15 protein-coding genes are annotated in these 18,213 nt (G+C 70.8%); 6 read left to right on the forward strand and 9 right to left on the reverse strand.

Going from position 1 to position 18,213, the window contains the following annotated elements:
• Window positions 1–3: 3 nt before the first annotated feature.
• Window positions 4–900 carry a LysR family transcriptional regulator gene (locus tag BJY17_RS16055; RefSeq protein WP_179552250.1) on the reverse strand — a complete coding sequence of 299 codons (897 nt, stop codon included), beginning with the start codon at window positions 898–900 and terminating at the stop codon, window positions 4–6.
• Window positions 901–995: 95 nt separating this feature from the next.
• Here BJY17_RS16055 and BJY17_RS16060 point away from each other — a divergent pair, with 95 nt between their 5' ends.
• Together BJY17_RS16060 and BJY17_RS16065 are read left to right on the forward strand one after the other, a co-directional pair.
• Window positions 996–2,324 (forward strand): MFS transporter, encoded by a 1,329-nt coding sequence (locus BJY17_RS16060; RefSeq protein WP_179552251.1) that lies wholly within the window; start codon window positions 996–998, stop codon window positions 2,322–2,324.
• Window positions 2,325–2,354: 30 nt separating this feature from the next.
• The gene (locus tag BJY17_RS16065; protein WP_179552252.1) at window positions 2,355–3,944 is read left to right on the forward strand and encodes an amidohydrolase; all 1,590 of its coding nucleotides are present in this window, start codon (window positions 2,355–2,357) and stop codon (window positions 3,942–3,944) included.
• 60 nt (window positions 3,945–4,004) lie between these two features.
• Here BJY17_RS16065 and ectB read toward each other — a convergent pair whose 3' ends face one another.
• Entirely contained in the window at window positions 4,005–5,279 is a 1,275-nt protein-coding gene (gene ectB / locus BJY17_RS16070) for a diaminobutyrate--2-oxoglutarate transaminase (protein ID WP_179552253.1), read from the reverse strand.
• 144 nt (window positions 5,280–5,423) lie between these two features.
• Entirely contained in the window at window positions 5,424–8,645 is a 3,222-nt protein-coding gene (locus tag BJY17_RS16075) for a putative Ig domain-containing protein (RefSeq protein WP_179552254.1), read from the reverse strand.
• A 182-nt stretch (window positions 8,646–8,827) separates the two neighbouring features.
• On the opposite strand from BJY17_RS16075, the gene BJY17_RS16080 reads away from it, so the two are divergent.
• Window positions 8,828–9,925 (forward strand): ROK family transcriptional regulator, encoded by a 1,098-nt coding sequence (locus BJY17_RS16080; protein ID WP_179552255.1) that lies wholly within the window; start codon window positions 8,828–8,830, stop codon window positions 9,923–9,925.
• A gap of 65 nt (window positions 9,926–9,990) precedes the next feature.
• Here BJY17_RS16080 and BJY17_RS16085 read toward each other — a convergent pair whose 3' ends face one another.
• Both BJY17_RS16085 and BJY17_RS16090 read right to left on the reverse strand, forming a co-directional pair.
• Window positions 9,991–10,458, reverse strand: a complete 468-nt coding sequence (locus tag BJY17_RS16085; RefSeq protein WP_179552256.1) for a VOC family protein — start codon at window positions 10,456–10,458, stop codon at window positions 9,991–9,993.
• Window positions 10,459–10,541: 83 nt separating this feature from the next.
• Window positions 10,542–10,994, reverse strand: a complete 453-nt coding sequence (locus tag BJY17_RS16090) for an Lrp/AsnC family transcriptional regulator (RefSeq protein ID WP_179552257.1) — start codon at window positions 10,992–10,994, stop codon at window positions 10,542–10,544.
• Window positions 10,995–11,096: 102 nt separating this feature from the next.
• Between BJY17_RS16090 and BJY17_RS16095 the strand changes: the two genes are divergently transcribed.
• Window positions 11,097–11,732 carry a LysE family translocator gene (locus BJY17_RS16095; RefSeq protein ID WP_322789880.1) on the forward strand — a complete coding sequence of 212 codons (636 nt, stop codon included), beginning with the start codon at window positions 11,097–11,099 and terminating at the stop codon, window positions 11,730–11,732.
• A gap of 33 nt (window positions 11,733–11,765) precedes the next feature.
• On the opposite strand, the gene BJY17_RS16100 is transcribed toward BJY17_RS16095, so the two are convergent.
• The 3 genes from BJY17_RS16100 to BJY17_RS16110 form a co-directional block, all read right to left on the reverse strand.
• On the reverse strand, window positions 11,766–12,800 hold the full coding sequence (locus tag BJY17_RS16100; protein ID WP_179552258.1) for an NADPH:quinone reductase: 1,035 nt from the start codon (window positions 12,798–12,800) through the stop codon (window positions 11,766–11,768).
• Between the two features lie 67 nt (window positions 12,801–12,867).
• Complete coding sequence (locus BJY17_RS16105; RefSeq protein ID WP_179552259.1) at window positions 12,868–14,121, reverse strand: hypothetical protein; 1,254 nt, start codon at window positions 14,119–14,121, stop codon at window positions 12,868–12,870.
• A gap of 148 nt (window positions 14,122–14,269) precedes the next feature.
• A complete protein-coding gene (locus BJY17_RS16110) occupies window positions 14,270–14,611 on the reverse strand; it encodes a hypothetical protein (protein ID WP_179552260.1) in 342 nt (113 codons plus the stop codon).
• Between the two features lie 115 nt (window positions 14,612–14,726).
• Here BJY17_RS16110 and BJY17_RS16115 point away from each other — a divergent pair, with 115 nt between their 5' ends.
• Window positions 14,727–16,319: an ABC-F family ATP-binding cassette domain-containing protein gene (locus BJY17_RS16115; protein ID WP_179552261.1), complete on the forward strand. Its 1,593-nt coding sequence runs from the start codon at window positions 14,727–14,729 to the stop codon at window positions 16,317–16,319.
• A 52-nt stretch (window positions 16,320–16,371) separates the two neighbouring features.
• Here BJY17_RS16115 and BJY17_RS16120 read toward each other — a convergent pair whose 3' ends face one another.
• Window positions 16,372–17,061 carry a TetR/AcrR family transcriptional regulator gene (locus tag BJY17_RS16120; protein ID WP_179552262.1) on the reverse strand — a complete coding sequence of 230 codons (690 nt, stop codon included), beginning with the start codon at window positions 17,059–17,061 and terminating at the stop codon, window positions 16,372–16,374.
• A 102-nt stretch (window positions 17,062–17,163) separates the two neighbouring features.
• On the opposite strand from BJY17_RS16120, the gene BJY17_RS16125 reads away from it, so the two are divergent.
• Window positions 17,164–18,210 carry an NAD(P)-dependent alcohol dehydrogenase gene (locus BJY17_RS16125; RefSeq protein ID WP_218889933.1) on the forward strand — a complete coding sequence of 349 codons (1,047 nt, stop codon included), beginning with the start codon at window positions 17,164–17,166 and terminating at the stop codon, window positions 18,208–18,210.
• The last annotated feature ends 3 nt before the right edge of the window (window positions 18,211–18,213 follow it).

The raw sequence follows: 18,213 nt of genomic DNA on the forward strand, positions 1-18,213 counted from the left end.
GGGTCAGTAGCGCGCTCGCGCGCTCGACCATGCTGTCAGCGCGCTTGCGAGCGCCCGCAGCTGATCCGCGGCGAAGTGGTCGGCCTCCCAGGCGGCGAAGATCGGCATCTTCACGCGACTCCCCTCAGAGGTGAACGGATGCCCGACGAGTCCGAACTGCGGTCCGCTGCCGACATCGAGGCAGACGCCCGCCCCGGTCGATGCGAGCGCCATCGCGAGGTCGGAGGACGAGGGCTCGGCGACGATCGTGAGCCGATTGCGCACCGGCCACAGGGCATGGTCGATGACCCGGCGAAGTCCTGAGCCCGGGGCGAGCACGATGATCGATTCGCCGACGAGGTCGCTCGCGTCCACCGAGTCGAGTGCGGCGAGCGGATGCCCCGGCGTCACGTAGACGTCGACCGGTGCCGAGTCGACGAGCTCGGATTCGAGGCCGAGCGGCGGCGGCAGCGTGTTCACCGCCATGTCGGCGCTGCGGCTGACGACGTGCTCGTAGACGCGCACCGCGAGGTCGATCTCGGTGCCGGTGATCGGGGCTGCGGTGTCGGCGACGAACGGTGCGATCACGCCGCGCACCGTGGCCTCGGGGCAGGCCACGCGGAAGGTCAGCGGCGCATCGGTCGCGACCTGCTCGACCGCGCGCTGCACCCCCTCGGCCCGATCGACGAGAGCTCGCACGAGCGGCAGCAGCGTGAGGCCGGCGGAGCTCAGGCGCACGCCGGTCGTGGTGCGGTCGAACAGCCGTGTGTCGAGGTTTCGCTCGAGCTGCTGCATCTGGCGCGACAGGGCCGGTTGCGTGAGGCGCAGCGTCTCGGCGGCTCGCGTCACCGAGCCGGCTTCGACGACGGCGAGGAAATGCGCCAACAGTCGGAGGTCGGGGAGGGTATGCGCATTCAACATGGATATCCAAAGAAAGTGTTATTCGACAGCATAGGCCGCGACTGATGTGATTGGTGGCACCCGGGCCGCAGGTGCCCCACTCCCAGGGAGACACCATGTCATCGTCGACACGGTCGACTGAGATCAAGACCGCAGCCGCGACCTTCGTCGGAACGGCGATCGAGTGGTACGACTTCTTTCTGTTCGGCACGGCGGCAGCGCTCGTCTTCGGGCCGGTCTTCTTCCCCGAGGCATCCCCGACCGTCGGGCTCCTCGCCTCCTTCGCCACCTTCTGGGTCGGCTTCATCGCCAGGCCGATCGGCGGACTCGTCTTCGGTCACCTCGGCGACCGCTTCGGTCGCCGCGGCACGCTCGTCGCGACGCTCCTGCTGACGGGAATCGCCACGACGCTGATCGGCGTGCTGCCCGGCTACGCGGCCATCGGCGTCTGGGCGCCGGTGCTGCTCGTCGTGCTGCGGGCGCTGCAGGGCCTCGGCCTCGGCGGGGAGTGGGGCGGCGCGGTGACCCTCGCGACCGAGAACGCCCCCGAACGCCGCCGCGGCCTCGCCGGCATGTGGGTGCAGCAGGGCTCGCCGGCCGGATCGATCCTGGCCACGCTCGCCTTCCTCCTCGTCAGCGGCCTGCCCGACGAGCAGTTCATGGCGTGGGGATGGCGCGTGCCCTTCCTCTTCTCGGCAGTGCTCGTGCTGGTCGCACTCGTCGTGCGGTTGAGCCTCGAGGAGACCGCCGCGTTCACCGAACTCAAGAAGTCCGCTGCGGTGGTGAAGGCCCCGATCGTCGAAGTCTTCAAGATCGCTCCGGCGTCGATCTTCCTCGGCATGGGCGCGAGTGCCATCGGCATCGCCATCGCGTACTTCAACAACACCTTCACGCTGTCGTGGACGACCGGCGTGCTCGAGGTGCCGCGACCGACCGTGCTCAACATCCTGCTCGTGATCGCGATCCTGCAGTTCATCGTGCAACCGCTGGCGGCGCTCGTCGCGCATCGCATCGGCATCAGTCGGCTCATGCTCATCACCCTGACCGGCAGCCTCCTGCTCACGATCCCGTCGTACCTGCTCATCAGCACCGGCGAGCCCGGGCTGATCACGTTCGGCCTCGCGCTGACCACCGTCACCACGGCGTCGTACTTCGCCGTCCTCGCGGGATTCCTCGCCGGGGCCTTCCCCTCCCGGGTGCGATACACGGGCCTGTCGATCTCGTACCAGCTCTGCGCCACCGTCGTCGGCGGTGCCACGCCGCTCGTCGCGCAGGCGCTCCTCACCGCGTTCGGCAACGAGATCTGGGGCGTCGCCGCGTACCACATCGTGCTCATCGCCATCAGCATCGTCTGCACCGCGGCGCTGGCCAAGCGCCTGCGCCGGAAGCCGATGGTCGCCGCGCCGGATGCCGCCGTCGAGCCGGTCGCCGCGGTCACCGTCTGAACGGCGCGAAGTGAATCGATGGAGGACGACATGAGACAGAGCCCGGTGCTGTACCGAGCCGGAACGATCATCAGCCAGGACGGCACCGAGCCCGAGGCGTTCGCCGTGGCCGCTGACCGGATCAGTGCGACGGGCGCGTTCCGCGAGCTGAGCGATCGATACCCCGACGCGGAGACCGTCGACCTCGGAGACGCGGTCGTCGTGCCGGGATTCAACGATGCCCACGCCCACTTCGCGGACACCGTGCAGTCCCGTCTCGACCTGGATGTCTCGCCGGCGAGCGTCATCGGTGTCGAAGGGCTGCTCGAAGCGGTCCGCGAGCGCGCGGCGAGCCGGCGGGGATGGGTGCTCGCCGGCAACTACGACGACTCGGTCACCGGACGGGTCGACCGGGCCATGCTCGATGCCGCGGCTCCCGCGACACCCGTGATCGTGCGTCACGTGTCGGCGCACTGGGCCGTGCTCAACAGCCGCGCGCTCGAGGAACTCGGCGTCGGCGAGGACGCGCCCGACATCGCCGGCGGAAGCTACGGGCGCGACCAGCACGGGCGACTCGACGGCCGGGTCTACGAGCGCGCACTCCTGGGCCGGTACGTCAGTCGGCCGGGCGACGCGCTCGCGCCGCTGCCGACGCCGGAGCCCGCCGACGTCATGGCCGAGTACGCGCGGGTGGCGGCCGAGTGGAACGCCGTCGGCATCACCTCGACGTGCGACGCCTTCGTCGGGCCCCAGCAGCTCGAGATCCACTCGATGGCCAGGGCGCAGGGCGGCCGCGGCATCCGCGTGGCCATGCTCCTCGCCGCCGAGCGGTACGAAGAGTACCGGGCGCTCGGGCTCGGCACCGACTTCGGCGACGAATGGTTGCGCGTCGCAGGCGTCAAGGCGTTCGTCGACGGTGCGATCGGCGGGCGGACGTGCCGCGTCTCGGAGCCGTTCGCCGGCACGCACGACCACGGCATGCTGATCAGCACGCAGGAGGAGCTCGATTCACTGGTCGGGCGCGTGCACGCCGACGGCAACCGACTCGCGGTCCACGCCAACGGCGATGTCGCGATCCGGATGCTGCTGCAGGCCTACGAGACCGCAGCGCGCACCGTGCAGACCGGCGTGCGCCACCGCATCGAGCACTGCAGCATCGTCGACGCCGAGATCATCACGCGCATCGCCGCGCTCGGCCTGACGGTCGTGCCGTTCTCGGCGTACGCGCGCTTCTACGGCGGGCGACTCGAAGAGTGGTACGGCTCCGACCGGGTCGAGCGATTGTTCGCCCACCGGGCCTTCCTCGACGCCGGTGTGCCCGTGGCGGCCTCGACCGATCACCCTGCGAGTCCGATCGAGCCGCTCGGCGCGATCCAGTCGATGGTGACGCGCAGGGGAGTCGACGGGGTGCGGGTCGGGGGGACCCAGGCCATCAGCGTCGAGGAGGCGATCGGGGTCTACACGATCGGTTCGGCGACGGCGACGGGTGAAGAGGGGCGCAAGGGGCGCCTGGCACCCGGATACCTCGCGGACTTCGTCGCGCTCGGCGCCGACCCTCGCCGCGCCGACCCCGAGGGGATCTCCGAGATCCCGGTGCTGGCGACGTTCACCGGCGGGAGGCTCGTGCACGGCGGGGTGTGACACGAGTGCCGCTCCGGGCGCGGGCGTCGGGGGGATGCGCCCGCCCCGGAGCATCCGTGATCAGGCCGAGCGCACCGCGGCGAGGCTCTCGCGCACGATCGCGAGGCCGCGACGCAGCTCCTCGTCGGTGATCGTGAGCGCGGGCAGGAACTTCAGCACCTCGTCGAAGGCGCCCGAGGTCTCGATGACGAGGCCGCGCGTGAAGGCCTCCTTCGAAATGCGGCCGGCGAGCGCACGGTCGGCGTCGCACGCCAGGCCGTACATCAGGCCGCGGCCGCGCACCACGAAGCCGAGCTCGGGGTGTTCGGCCGCGATCGCCTCGAGCTCGCCGCGCAGCAGCGCCGACTTCGCGGCCACGGCGTCGGTGAACTCGGCATCGGCCCAGTACGTCTCGAGTGCGACGCGCGCCGAGATGAAGGCGAGGTTGTTGCCGCGGAACGTGCCGGTGTGGGCGCCGGGCTTCCACACGTCGACCTCGGGGCGCAGCAGCACGAGCGACATCGGCAGGCCCGAGCCCGAGATCGACTTCGACACGGTGACGATGTCGGGCACGATGCCGGCGGCCTCGAACGCGAAGAACGAGCCGGTGCGGCCGACGCCCGACTGGATCTCGTCGAGGATGAGCAGGATGCCGCGCTCGGCGGTCAGCGCGCGCAGGCGCTGCAGCCACGGCACGCTCGCGACGTTGATGCCGCCCTCGCCCTGCACCGCTTCGACGATGACGGCGGCGGGCAGGTCGAGGCCCGATCCCGGGTCGTCGAGCATCTTCTCGAACAGGTCGAGCGTGTCGACGCCGGCGCCGAGGTAGCCGTCGTAGGGGAGGCGCGCGACGTTGCCGAGCGGCATGCCCGCGGCCTCGCGGTAGGTGGCGTTGCCGGTCGCGGCGAGGGCGCCGACGCTGAGGCCGTGGAACGCGTTCGTGAATGCGACGACGTTGGAGCGGCCGGTCGCCTGGCGGGCGACCTTGAGCGCCGCCTCGACGGCGTTCGCGCCGGTCGGGCCGGTGAACTGCAGCTTGTGGTCGAGGCCACGGGGCGCCAGCACGTACTGCTCGAACGCCTCGATGAACGCCCGCTTGGCCGAGGTCGCCATGTCGAGGCCGTGGATGATGCCGTCGCGCTCGAGGTACTCGATGAGCGCGCGGGTGAACACGGGGTTGTTGTGCCCGTAGTTCAGCACGCCGGCGCCGGCGAAGAAGTCGAGGTACTCGCGGCCGTCGGTGTCGACGAGGGTCGAGCCGCTCGCACGGTCGAAGACCGTGGGGAACGCGCGGACGTAGCCGCGCACCTCCGACTCGCGGCGGTCGAAGACGTCGAGGTTCGCGGCGTCGCTCATGGCGGCATGCTCCTTCTGCAGTTCGGGTGACGGTGCTTCGAGCCTAGATCGTACGGCTGGGTGGCCGGTGCATCGGCAGGGAACGGCAGAAGGGCGGGCCGACCGGAGACCGGTCGACCCGCCCTCGTGCGGGGTCGGCGTGCGTCAGCCGATCGCGACCGAGAACACCCGCATCGAACCGTTCGCCGGCAGGGTGATCGTGTAGACCTCCTTCGCCGGGTCGAGCTCCACCGAGTCGAAGAACACGCGGTAGTGGTAGCCGTGGTTCGCAGGACCCGACGGGGTGTTGCGGTAGCGCGACGAGATCACCGCGTCCTCGGCCTCCTCGCCCGCCCAGTTGTTGAACGCGACCTCGAACGGCTGGGTCGATCCGTCGCGGTACGTGATCGTTCCGCTGCCCGCCTGCGGGCCGACCGCGCTGCCGAGCAGGCCGAGCCTGGTGCCGTCGCCGCTCACCTCGAACGTCGCGGAGCCAGCCACGCTGTTCGGCGTGCCGACGGCCGACGGCCAGGTGAACGACAGGCCGTCGTGCTCGAACTCGGCGCCCGCGACCAGACCGGCGGCCGCAAGGGCCTGCGCCGAGTAGCTGTTGCCCGCGCCGTCGAAGTTGGCCGTGCGGGGTGCGGCGTCATCCGAGATCGAGACGCGGTTGTAGGCCGCCGCGATGTTCGCGAGCGGGAGCTCGAGCGTCGCCTCGCGGGTCAGCTCGTTGTCCTTCGACCCCGGGGCGTCGAAGCGCACTCGGGTCTTCACGGAGACCGTGCGCGACGCGTCATCCTGCTCGGTGAGCTGCAGCTCGACCGTGACGGCCTCGCCCGCGTCGAGCTTCCTGACGGTCTCGAGCTCGGGCGAGATCGCCCAGCCGTTGCCGGCCGAGGCCTCGATGCGCACGTTCTTCATCGCGTGCGTTCCCGCGTTGGTCACCGTCACGGTGGCCGGGGCGCTCGGTTCGAGCGGCATCTCGAGCTCGACGTCGGCCCGCGGCGTGAACGGTCGCACCTGCAGCGTGAACTCCTTCGAGGAGTCCGCGATGCCGGCGCTGCCGCGTGCGGTGACCGTGAAGCGGCTCGAACCGGGCTTCTCGGCGATGCCGATGATGCCGCCGGTGTCGGCGTTCAGCTCGAGGCCCCTCGGGAGCGAGCCCGCGGTGACCTCGTAGCGGATCGTAGCCGGCGAGTTGGACTCGACGACCTGGCCGTAGAGCGTGCCCGCCTCGGCATCCGTCAGCTTCTCGGTGACGATCGCCGGCTCGGGCGCCGAGACCGATTGCGGCTCGCCGATCGGTGCGCCCGAGGCATCCAGCTGCTGCAGCGACCACTCGCGCTCGGCCGACACCATGGTGAGGTGCCAGTTCGTCGACCGGTCGCGGAGCGCCTCGCGCTGCTCGGCCGTGAAGGCGCCGAGGTTGCGGGCGGTCTCCCACTGCTTGATCGCGTCGAGCACGAGCGTCGTCTGCGCGCCGCCGCCGTTCAGGCTCCCGACCGAGGTCTGGAGCCCGGTGCCGGCGTCGAGGCCGGCCGCGCGTGCGAGCTTGCTCTCGATGCTCAGCAGGCTCTCGTTGCCGGCGAGGTGGATCCAGCCCATCATCGGCGGGAGGTAGTTCGCGTTGTAGAACGCGTTGTTCAGGAACACCTGATCCATGCTCGTCGAGGCGACCTCGCCCCAGCTCGCTCGCGACAGGCCGTCCCACGCGTTCGAGGTCATGCGGCTCGTCTCGGAGATGAAGCCGTCGTGGTCGTCGACCTGCGAGAACGTGCCGTTGACCATGCGAGCGATGCCGTACCCGCCGTAGCCGGCCTGCGAGGCCGACTCGAGGCCGTCGAACGACATGGCACGGATGCCCGTGTCGTTCCACATGTCGGCGAACCGGGTCGAGATCTCGTCGATGATGCCGAGGTCGCCGAGCGCGCCGCCGTACTGGTTCTGCAGCAGACGCGCGGCGGATGCACCGGATTCATGCGCGGCGGCGGTCGATCCCCAGCGGCCGCGCGTGAGGCCGGTCACCTCCCACTCCTCGCCGACCTGACGGAACGAGCCGTAGTCGATGAACTCGTCGCCGACGCGGAGCTTCTTGCCCTGCGCACCCGCGGCGAGCAGCGTGTCGTCATCGAGGTAGAGCACGTTGGCGCTCGACGAGAGCGGACGGGTGAGCTCGGCACGGCCGCCGAGGGCGAGGCGCTCATCGGCAGGAGCCGGCTGCACGTACGCGTCGTTGGAGGCGACGAAGTCCGAGAGCGTGTGCACGCCCACCTTGACGCCGAGCTCCTCGGCGCGGTCGACGAAGTCGGCGACGGCCGCGTCGCTGCCGCCCAGCGAGGAATCGAACTCGTAGTGGCCGGTGGCCTTCCACGGGCCGGCGGCGTTCGGCAGCGAGTAGAGGTACTCGAGGCCCGCTGCCTTGGCGTACTTCGCAGCGGCGTCGAGGTTCGAGGTGCGCAGATCGCCGAGCACGAGGAACGACTGCGACGTCGCCTGGGCGACCTTCTGCCACTGGCCGTCGATCGTCGGGTAGGGCAGCGACTCGCCCTTCGAGATGGTCGACAGCACGGTCGGCACCATCGACGGCGTGCCGCCGAAGACGGCGAGCTTGGAGCCGACGACGGTCGAGTCGGGCAGCGGGCCGACGGGGACCTGATAGCCGTTCGGCTGCGAACGCAGGCGCTCGGACGAGTAGTCGAACGAGAACGCGCGCAGCACGGTGCCCCACGGGGTGACGCCGGCGACGCTCCACTCCTCGAGCGGCTCGGAGACCGGAGCGACCTCGAGGCTCGAGGGGTTCGCCTCCACCTCGCTCTGCCAGCCGGTGTCCTGGTACTCCTGCGGCCACCCGCCCTCGGTGTGGTCGTTCAGCGGTCGCACGCCGATCGCGAAGTCGCCGTCGCGCACGACGCCGACGGTCTCGCCGACGGTCTCGGTGATCGAGGTGGGCAGCGGGCCCCACAGGAGCGACTCGACGTCGGTGCCCTCGGGTGCGCGCACGTCGACGACCTCGAGGGTGGTGTAGCTCGCCGAGGCGTCGATCGCGACCTCGATCTCGTAGCCGGCGGAGTCGTCTGAGAAGACGAGCGTGTCGCCGTCCTGCGTCACCCCGGTCGGCACCTCCTGCTCCCCGTCGATGACGAGGCTCACGAGCGGGGCCCGCTTGTCGGCGGCGAGGTGGTTCTCGCCGAGCCGCTGGTCGACGAGGCTCGTGACGGTGCCTGCGGCATCGAGGCCGATCGACAGGGCGCCCGCGGTCACCGTGATGCCGTCGGAGGCGCCCGGCGCCGCCGGCTCGGCGGCGGAGGCCGAGCTCACGGCGCCTGCGGTCGATACGGCGACGACCGATGCGATGGTCAGCGCTTGGAGCGCTGGATGTCTCTTCATTGAAACTCCCGAGGAAGATACTTGGACAAGTGAACTGCCGGCGTGCCGCGACTGCGTCCGCCGCCTCCCGATTAATTATTCAGTTAGTATTAATAATTACGGTGGGAGTCAAGCAGCTCGCCAGATGCCTGTCAATCCCCGACGGACGAGGAAGACCGATGATTGCTGGGAGCAGCCCACTCGTGAAGCGCCAGAACGGTGTGGCGGTGCTCCGCCGACTGCGCGGAGTCGAATCGATGAGCTTCACCGAGCTCAGCGAATCGACGCGACTGTCACGGCCGACGATCGAAGACGCCGTCGCCGAGCTGATCGATGACGGGCTCGTGGTCGCGATCGCGCCCGAGCCGGCCTCGAACCGGCCGGTCGGCCGACCGGCCAAGCGGTTCGCGTTCCGAGCGGATGCGGGCCTCGTCGTCGCGTGCGAACTCGGCGTGCACGAGCTGCGGCTGATGCTCGCCGACCTCGACGGGGTCGTGCTCGCCCGCGGCGGGCAGGGCATCGACGCCGACCTGCCCGCCGCCGGCCGCCTCGCGGCGATGACGGCCGCGGTCTCGGCGCTGCTCGCGGATCACAGCCGCACGCCGGCCGAGGTCTGGGCGATCGCCGTCTCGACGACGGGCATCGTCGACGCGAACGGCACCGTCGTGCGCAGCTCCCGCCTCGCCGACTGGGCGGGCACCGACATCGCCGGTGCATTCGAGCGGATGTTCCCGCAGGCCGCCGCCTCGGTCGGCAACGATGCCCGGTGCGCAGCGCTCGCCGAGCACTGGATCGGGGCGGGTGCCGACCTCGACGCGTCGGTCACGGTGCTCGCCGGCACGACGATGGCGGCGGCGATCACGATCGACGGCAAGCCCTATCTCGGACGCCACGGCGCCTCGGGCGAGATCGGCGGACTGCCCGAGCTCGGGTGGCCGCGGGCCGCTGCCGCATTGCGGGAGTTCGCGAGCGCCGGTGGCGTGCTCGACGGGGGAGACGACGAGCGCAGTCGCGCCGCGTTGGCCGAGTTCATCGAGCACTTCGCGCTGGGCCTCATCACGCTCGTGACGGTGCTCGACACTCCCCGGCTCATCATCGCGGGCGAGCTCGCCGGGGTCGGCGACCGGCTCATCGGGCCGCTCCAGGAGCGTCTCGATTCGGCGTGCCTCTTCCCCGTCGAGGTCGTGGCCTCGACGCTCGGCACCGACGTCAGCGTGCTCGGGGCGCTCAGGCTCGCGCTGAACGACGTCGACGCCTGGCTCTTCGACACCGAGCGGGCGCGACGACCGCTCGCCTCCTGACGGCCCCCGGGTTCACCGACGGCGTCATGCCCGATCGGTGAGGGCGAACCGCGGCATCCGTCGGTTCAGGCGTTCTCGAGCTCCGCGATCACGACCTTCTTCTGGCCCATCATCACCTGGATCTGCTCGGGTCGCCGGGTCAGCTCGCCCATGTTCGCCGGGATGACCTGCCAGCTGACGCCGAACCGGTCTTTGCACCAGCCGCATTGCTCCGACTCGGGCACGTGCGAGAGCTTCGACCAGTAATAGTCGATCTCGGCCTGATCGGCGCACGAGACGACGAATGAGATCGACTCGTTGAAGGCGAAGAGCGGCCCGCCGTCGAGGCACACGAAGTCGACGCCGTTCAGGGTGAACTGGCCGTTCAGCACCTTGCCGGTCATGCCGACGAAGTGCTCGTCGAGCGATTCGTCGGGGTACTCGTCGATGCGGGTGATGCGCGAGTCCGGGAAGACCTCGACGTAGTAGGTCATCGCCTCGCGCGCCTGCTCGTCGAACCACAGGCACGGCTGGATGGGTGAGAGCTCGGCCATCGGGAACCTCCTCGTTCGGGCTGTCGCTTCGACGGCCACGGTACGCCGACCGGCCGACGGCGTCGAGGGGCGCGCGTCGGCCGTCAGATCGGCAGCGGCCGATCGTCGACGATCGTCTTCATGACGAGGGTGGACTCGACTCGGCGAACGCCCGGCAGTGCCGAGAGCCGCTCGTCCCACAGTCGTTGATACGCGGGCAGGTCGGGCACGGCGACGCGCAGCAGGTAGTCGGGGTCGCCGAAGAGTCGCAGGGCCTGGATCACCTCGGGGATCTCGGCGACGGCTGCGTCGAAGGCGGGGATCGTCGCTCGGTTCGCCTGATCCATCGTGATGAACACGAGCGCGCCGAAGCCGAGCCCGACCACCTCGGGGTCGATGACGGCACGATAGCCCGAGATGGCTCCGGATGCCTCGAGCGCATGGAGTCGGCGATGGGTCGGCGACATGCTCAGCTGCACGCGAGCGGCGAGGTCGGTGAGGCTCAATCGGCCGTCCTGCTGCAGCTCGGCAAGTATCTTCCGATCGACCGCGTCCATGGGGTGGATTCTTCCATGAGATGACGCATTCCGGGGGGAATACGGCAGCGGCTGCCCGCGCACCTCGCCTACATTCGTCGTATCCGTCGAGGAGAGGCCGCCGTGAACACCCAACTGCTGCTCGCCTGCTGGGCGATGATGACGTTCATGGTGCTCGTGCCGGGCCCCGACTGGGCGTACATCATCGCCTCGGGGCTGCGCGACCGCAGCATCGTGCCCGCCCTCTCCGGAATCCTCATCGGCTACCTCGCCGCGGTGGCCGCGGTGGCGGTGGGCGTCGGCGCCGCGGTGGCGGCGATGCCGTGGGTGCTGAGCGGACTCACCTTGGCCGCCGCGGCGTACCTGGCGTACCTCGGCATCCGGGTGCTGATCGAGCCGCCCGGGGTGGTCGCCGGCGCAGCACCCGGCGGAGGAGCCGAGACGCGGCCGTGGCTGCGCCTCGTGCAGGGCGCCGGCGTCAGCGGCCTGAACCCGAAGGGCCTGCTCGTGCTCGTCGTGCTGCTGCCGCAGTTCACGGATGCCGCGGGCGCCTGGCCGATCCCGGTGCAACTCGCCGTGCTCGGCCTCATCTTCGTCGGCAGCTGCGCGCTCGTCTACTTCGTCGTCGGCATGGGCGCCCGCACCGTGCTGCGCGCCCGGCCGTCGGCCATGCGTCTCGTCTCACGCATCTCGGGCGCCGCGATGGTCGTGCTCGCCGTGGTGCTCGTCGTCGAGCAGCTGTCGCACCTGCTCGGCTGAGCCGAGTGCCGGCCGCCCCTCATCGAGGAGGGATCAGGCGAGGTCGGGGTCGACGACGATGAGCACCTTGCCGACCGTGCCCGCCTCGACGGCGTCGTGCGCCTCGGCCGTGCGCTCGAGCGGGAAGCGGGTGATCGGCAGACCGGCCGCCTCGCCGACGGGCAGCGCACCGTCGACGAGTGCACGGCCGAGGTCCTCGGCGGCAGCCGAGAGCGCGTCCCGGCCGACGGTGTAGAGCAGCAGGAACTGGTAGCGCACGTTGAGCGCGAAGTGCCGGCGCACGTCGAGAGTCATCTCGGCGCCGCCGTCTGTCGCGTACACGGCGATCGACCCGTGATTCGCGATGACGCTCGCGTTGAGCCCGGCATTGCGGGCGGGCGAGACCTCGACGACCTGGTCGACGCCGTGCGGGGCGATGGCGCGGATCGCGGCCGCGGCGTCGTCGGTGCGGTAGTTCACGACGTGGTGGGCTCCGGCCGCGGTCGCCAGTGCGGCCTTCTCGGGCGAGCTCACGGTCGTGATGACCGTCGCTCCCGACCAGCGGGCGAGCTGGATGGCCGCGTGCCCGACCGCGCCGGCGCCACCGGCCACGAGCACCGTGCGGCCGTGGAGCGCGCCGGGGCCGAGTCGGGACGGACCCGCCTCGGAGACGGTGAGCGCGCGGTGCGCGGTCATGGCGGGCACGCCGAGGGAGGCGCCGAGGTCGAAGCTCGCGGAATCCGGCAGGGGCGCCACGTGCTCGGCCGTGAGCACCGCGAACTGCTGCGCGGTGCCGGACGGCCGCCTGTGCGCGGCGAGGTAGGCCCAGACCCGGTCGCCGACCGCGAACCCGGTCGCCCCCGGGCCGACGGCGTCGACGACGCCGGCGCCGTCCTGGTTCGGCACGACCTCGGCGAACGGCGCCGCCTCGCCCGGACGTGAACCGGCCCTCGCCTTCCAGTCGGTCGGGTTGACGCCCGACACGGCGATGCGCACGCGCACCTCTCCGGTGCCCGGTTCGGCCGCCTCGCGCTCGACGAGGTGCAGCACGGACGAGTCCCCGGTCTTCGCGTACGCGATCGCTCTCATGCAATGGCCAACGCGGCGGGCGCCGAGAACCTTCCGATCCGGGGCTCGGCCGGGTGTCCGGCGCCGCCTACACGAGTTGTTCGGCGTAGCGGTGCTGCCTGCGGACCGTGCCCGCGAGATCGTACTGCAGCCACTTGCCGACCTCGGTGAAGAAGGTGTGCGAGAACCAGGCGTCGGCGTTCGCCCAGTGCAGTACGACCGGATGATGCGGAAGCTTGTTCTGGTCGAAGCGCTGCGAGCTCCCGTTGACGAGCCCGTCGGCGAGCACGACGTGGTCGAGTCGGGTCCGCATCACGACCGTGCGCCCCACGTGCCCCCTGATCGCTGCCCACTGCGCATCCGACCGCGGGAGGGCGGGGGTGTGCATGAGCACGAGCATGCGGATCCGCTCGCCGTCGGCCGCCGCGGTCAGTGCGACGTTGCCGCCGTGGCTGTGGGCGAAGACGGTGTCGAACGGGGGCAGCGCGAGCGCGTCCCTCCAGATCGGCAGCTCGGCCGAACCGGCATCTCGGGCCGCCTGCGTGTACTCGCCGCTCCACGTGTAGTAGGTGTCCTCGTCATAGAGGTTCGGGGTCGAGGCGACCTGGATGTGGTTGTGCAGCGGCTCTCCCGGCGCGTACCAGGGGTCTGCGGTGACCTGGGCCCACGTGCCGTGGATGGCGAGGCTGACCTCTGCGTGGTCGAAGGCCGGCGGAGCGCCGCCGCCCGTCGGCGCGCGCGTCGGCGCCGCCGGTTGCGAACCGCCGCCGTCGCTCCGGCGCAACGCGGTGTTCGCGATCGCGGCCACGTGCTCGTCGGTCGAGGTGGTCGCGGCGGCGAGCACCTCGTCGGCCGCAGCCAGCGCGCCGTTGCTGAAGGTGCGGAGCGCGGTCGCTGCAGCGACGCGCTGCAGTTCGTGCTCGCTGGCGCGCGAGTGGTTCAGCAGGGCGAGCAGCGACGGCACCGAGTGCGTGAGCTCGACGTTCTGCCAGAGCGCGAGTTCGTCCTCGGCGCGAGGCGGTGCCCCACCACTCCAGTCGCGGGCATCGGATGACCCGTGGTCCTGCAGCGCGAATCGGGTGAGCCGGTCGAGGTTCGACTGCTCGCTCCAGAGCAGATCGTCGTCGGTCGCCGGGACGACGAACGGCACGCCGAGCGCCTCGGCGTCATCGCGCACATCGGCGGTCTGCTCGCGCGACCCGAAGGCCGCGGTGCCCATCGCGAGGAAGTGGCCGGCCCGGCTGGCGATGGCACCCGGGGATTCGCCCTCGAACGCCGCGGCGCCGAAGACGGGCGCGAATCGTTCGTCGGGTGAAGGTGGCGGTGGTTGCGCGTCGCCCATGGTTCCTCCCGGCGGTCTCGCCTGCGAGTCTGCTCCTCGTGCGGACGGCGCACCAGCCCTCGGCATGATCCCGGTCGCTCCGGTGGCATCGGTGGAGCCGGTCTCGGCGGTGAGCGCCTCGCCGTCAGGCGCAGCTGCGGGCCCGGCCTCAGCCCTTCCGGCGGCGGGCGAGTTCGATCGGCTCGGCGTCGGGGCGGGCCTCGCGGCAGACCTCGAGCGGCGCGTCGACGAGCAGGGCCATGTGGTCGCCGAGGTGTTCGATCGCCTCCTCCCATCCGTCGGCCCGGTCCGAGATCTCGAAGAACTCGCCCGAGACGTGGTCGAACACGACGGCGCGGTGCACCTCGCCCATGATCTCCGTCACGTCCACTGCGACCGAGTCGATCTCGTCCCACGGCACCAGCACCTCGGGCGAGCCGCTCGTGGTGACGGCGAGGCCCTCGTCCGAGAGGGCGATGCTGCCGAGGTCGTTGGGTTCCCGATACGCCATGCACCGATCGTCGCATGCGGCCGGGTTGCCGCGCAGGCGGCGTCGGTAGAGTGGGCGCGCGGCTCGAGGCATCCGTCTCGCCGAACCTCTCCACCTCTTCACCGCAAGGACACCCGTGAGCCTGATCCGCCTGAACGACGTCAGCATCGAGTTCGACGGGCGCCCGGTGCTGAAGGAGGCCTTCCTGAAGCTCAAGCAGGGCGACCGGGTCGGCCTCATCGGCAAGAACGGCACCGGCAAGACGAGCCTGCTCGAGGTCGTGCTCGGGCGGCGCGAGCCGAGCGGCGGCACCCGCGACGTCACGCTCGGCACCACGATCGGCTACTTCTCGCAGTTCTCCGAGCTCGACGGCGAGCAGAGCATCCAGCAGATCCTGAGCGGGCACTTCGCGCAGGTGCACGAGACGCAGGCCCGCCTCGACGAGATCGGCATGGCGCTGGCCGAGCCGATGGCGGATGACGCGATGACGCGGCTGCTCACCGAGCAGGGCGAGCTCTTCGAGCGCATGGACCACATCGGCGGCTGGACCTACGAGACCACGATCGACACGGTGCTCACCCGGCTCGGCTTCGACGAGGAGCGCCGGGCGCTGGCCGTCGGGCGCCTGTCGGGCGGATGGCGCAACCGCGCCGCGCTCGCGCAGATCCTCGTGCAGTCGCCCGACGTGCTGCTGCTCGACGAGCCGACGAACTTCCTCGACCTCGAGGGCGTGAAGTGGATCGAGAACTGGCTCTCGTCGTTCGCGGGCGCCGTGCTCGTGGTCTCGCACGACCGGCAGTTCCTCGATGGGGTCGTCACCCGCATCATCGAGCTCGAGAACTACCGCCTGCAGGAGTACGAGGGCGACTACTCGGCGTACGTGCACGCGAAGCAGTCGCGGCTCAAGATGCTCGAGAAGCAGTTCGCCCACGAAGAGGAGCTGCTCGCCTACGAGCAGGCCGCGTCGGCCGCGCGCCGCGAGGCCGCCCGCAACCCGTCGAACGCGGTCGCGCGGCGCCTCGCCGACATCAAGAAGCGCCAGGCGCCGCGCCCGATCGACCAGATCATCACGGGCATCTACGAGGGACTGCGGGTCTCGAACGACCTGCTCACGGTGACCGGGCTGACGAAGGGCTTCGGCGGCGAGCCGCTGTTCGAGGGCCTCTCGTTCGACCTGCGCCGCGGCGACCGGGTCGCGGTGCTCGGCTCGAACGGTTCAGGCAAGTCGACGCTGCTCGACGTGCTGACCGGCGAGACCGAGGCGGACTTCGGCACGGTGCGCTGGGCCAAGGGCGCCAGGTACGTCTCGTACAACCGGGTCTACGCCGAGCTCGACCTCGAAGACACCGTCGGCCACGCGGTGAACGCCTACCCCGACTCGCTCGCGTTCACCGCGACGAAGAAGAGCGTGAACCGGTTCCTCGCGATGCTGCAGTTCTCGGAGGCCGACCTCAAGCAGAAGATCGGCACGCTCTCGGGCGGCCAGCGCGCCCGCGTCGCGATCGCCCAGTGCCTGCTCTCGGGGGCGGCGGTCATCGTGCTCGACGAGCCGACGAACCACCTCGACATCACCTCGACGCAGGTCATGGAGCGGGCGCTCACGCACTTCCCTGGGGCCGTCATCGTGGTCAGCCACGACCGGTTCTTCGTCGACAAGCTCGCCGACCGGCTGCTCGTCTTCGACGGCACGCCCAACGTCATCGAGACGGCGGCGACCGGAGCGCTCTGAGCCCGGCCCCGCCGGTCGAGTAGCGACGAAGGAGCGTATCGAGACTCTCCGCTCAGTTCGGCTGCGCGGCCCGGCGCCGCTCGAGCCCCTCGAGCAGCAGGTCGAGCCCGAACTCGAACTCCGTCTGGTCGTCGCACCAGCCGAGCGTCGACTCGGGATCGTCGTGCACGACCTCGGCGAGCATGGCGGCGAGGTGCGGCGCGAGCGCGGCGAGGTGTTCGAGTTCGAGCGGTGCCGGGGCCGCCCCGTCGTCGCTGAGCTCCTGCACGTAGCCGTACATGCGGCTGCCGATCGCGTGCAGCGAGTGGTGGATGAGGTCGTGCGACATGCCGCCCGCCCGCATGATGCCGACGACGCCGTCGACGTGGCGCATGGCGTTGGGCCCCGAGGCGCCGCGCGCGTTCATGACGTTCGGCAACCACGGATGCCGCAGCTGCACGCTCCTCGCACCGAGGATGCGCTCGCGGAGTGCCGGCGCCCAGCTCGAGGCATCCGTCGCCGGGGGAGGCGCGAACCCGCCGACCTCGTGGTCGATCTCGGCGAAGACGACCTCGACGAGGCCGTCGAGGATCGCGTCCTTGTTCGGCAGGTGGTAGTAGATCGACATCGCCTCGACGCCGAGCTGCTCGGCGAGCGCGCGCATCGTGAGGGCCTCGATTCCGTCGCGATCTGCGAGTTGCAGGGCAGCCTGCAGCACGCTCTCGCGAGTGAGCTGGGGGCGCACGACGGACCGCTGCGGCATGCCTTCACCTTACAACGTCAGGCAATCGTCCTCAGGGACTGGACGCAGCGGCATCCGCGGCGTATCTTACGCCGTAAGTCTTACAACGTAAGGGAGCAGCACATGTCCACCGAATCACTTCAGCCGGCGACATCCGACACCCGCAGCACCATGCGCGCCGCGGTCGCCGCGCGCTTCGGCGGGCCCGAGGTCGTGCACGTCGCCGAGGTGCCGAAACCCGAGCCCGGGCCCGGCGAACTCCTCGTGCGCGTGCGCGCCTCGACGGTGAGCATCGCCGACCACCGGGTGCGGAGCCGCCGTGTGCCGCGGGGTCTGGGGCTGGTCGTCGGGCCGGTGATCGGGTGGTTCCGCCCCAGGAAATCCGTGCTCGGCATGGAGGCTGCCGGCGTCGTCGAGCGCGTCGGCGAGGACGTCACCCGATTCGCGCCTGGTGATGAGGTCATCGTGATGCGCGGTGCGGGCATGGGCTGCCATGCCGCGTTCGTCGTCGTCGACGCCGAGGGCGAGGTCGCGCCGAAGCCCGCGAACCTGTCGTTCGACGAGGCCGCCGCGATCGTCTTCGGCGGGCACACCGCGCTGCGTTACCTCGACGGGGTGACGATCCGGCCCGGCACCAGGGTGCTCGTGAACGGTGCCTCGGGCGCGGTCGGCACCGCCGTCGTGCAACTCGCGGCGGCCAGGGGCGCGCACGTGACCGCCGTCACCAGCGGGCGGAACGCCGACCTCGTGCGCTCGCTCGGCGCGAGCGAGGTCGTCGACTACACCCGCGAGGACTTCGCGGCGGGCGGACGATCCGGCGAGGCTCGCTCCGAAGGCCCGCGCTACGACGTGATCGTGGAGTGCGTCGGCAATGCCCCGTTCGGTCGTGTCGCCCACCTGCTCACGCCGGGCGGCGCACTGCTGCTCGTCATCGCCGATCTGCCCGGCATGCTCGCCGCCGGCATGCAGGCCCGCCGAAGCGGACTCGTCGTCGACCACCGCGGCGGCCGCGTGGGACGGGAAGGGATGGAGCGGCTCGCGGCGCTCGCCGAGTCGGGGCGGCTGCGGCCGGTCATCGACCGCACCTTCGATCTCGACGAGATCGTCGAGGCGCACCGCTACGTCGACACCGGCCGCAAGCGGGGGAGCGTGGTGCTCCGCGTCGGGTGAGCC

This window comes from Agromyces hippuratus (genome assembly GCF_013410355.1).
GTDB classification, from domain to species: Bacteria; Actinomycetota; Actinomycetes; order Actinomycetales; family Microbacteriaceae; genus Agromyces; species Agromyces hippuratus.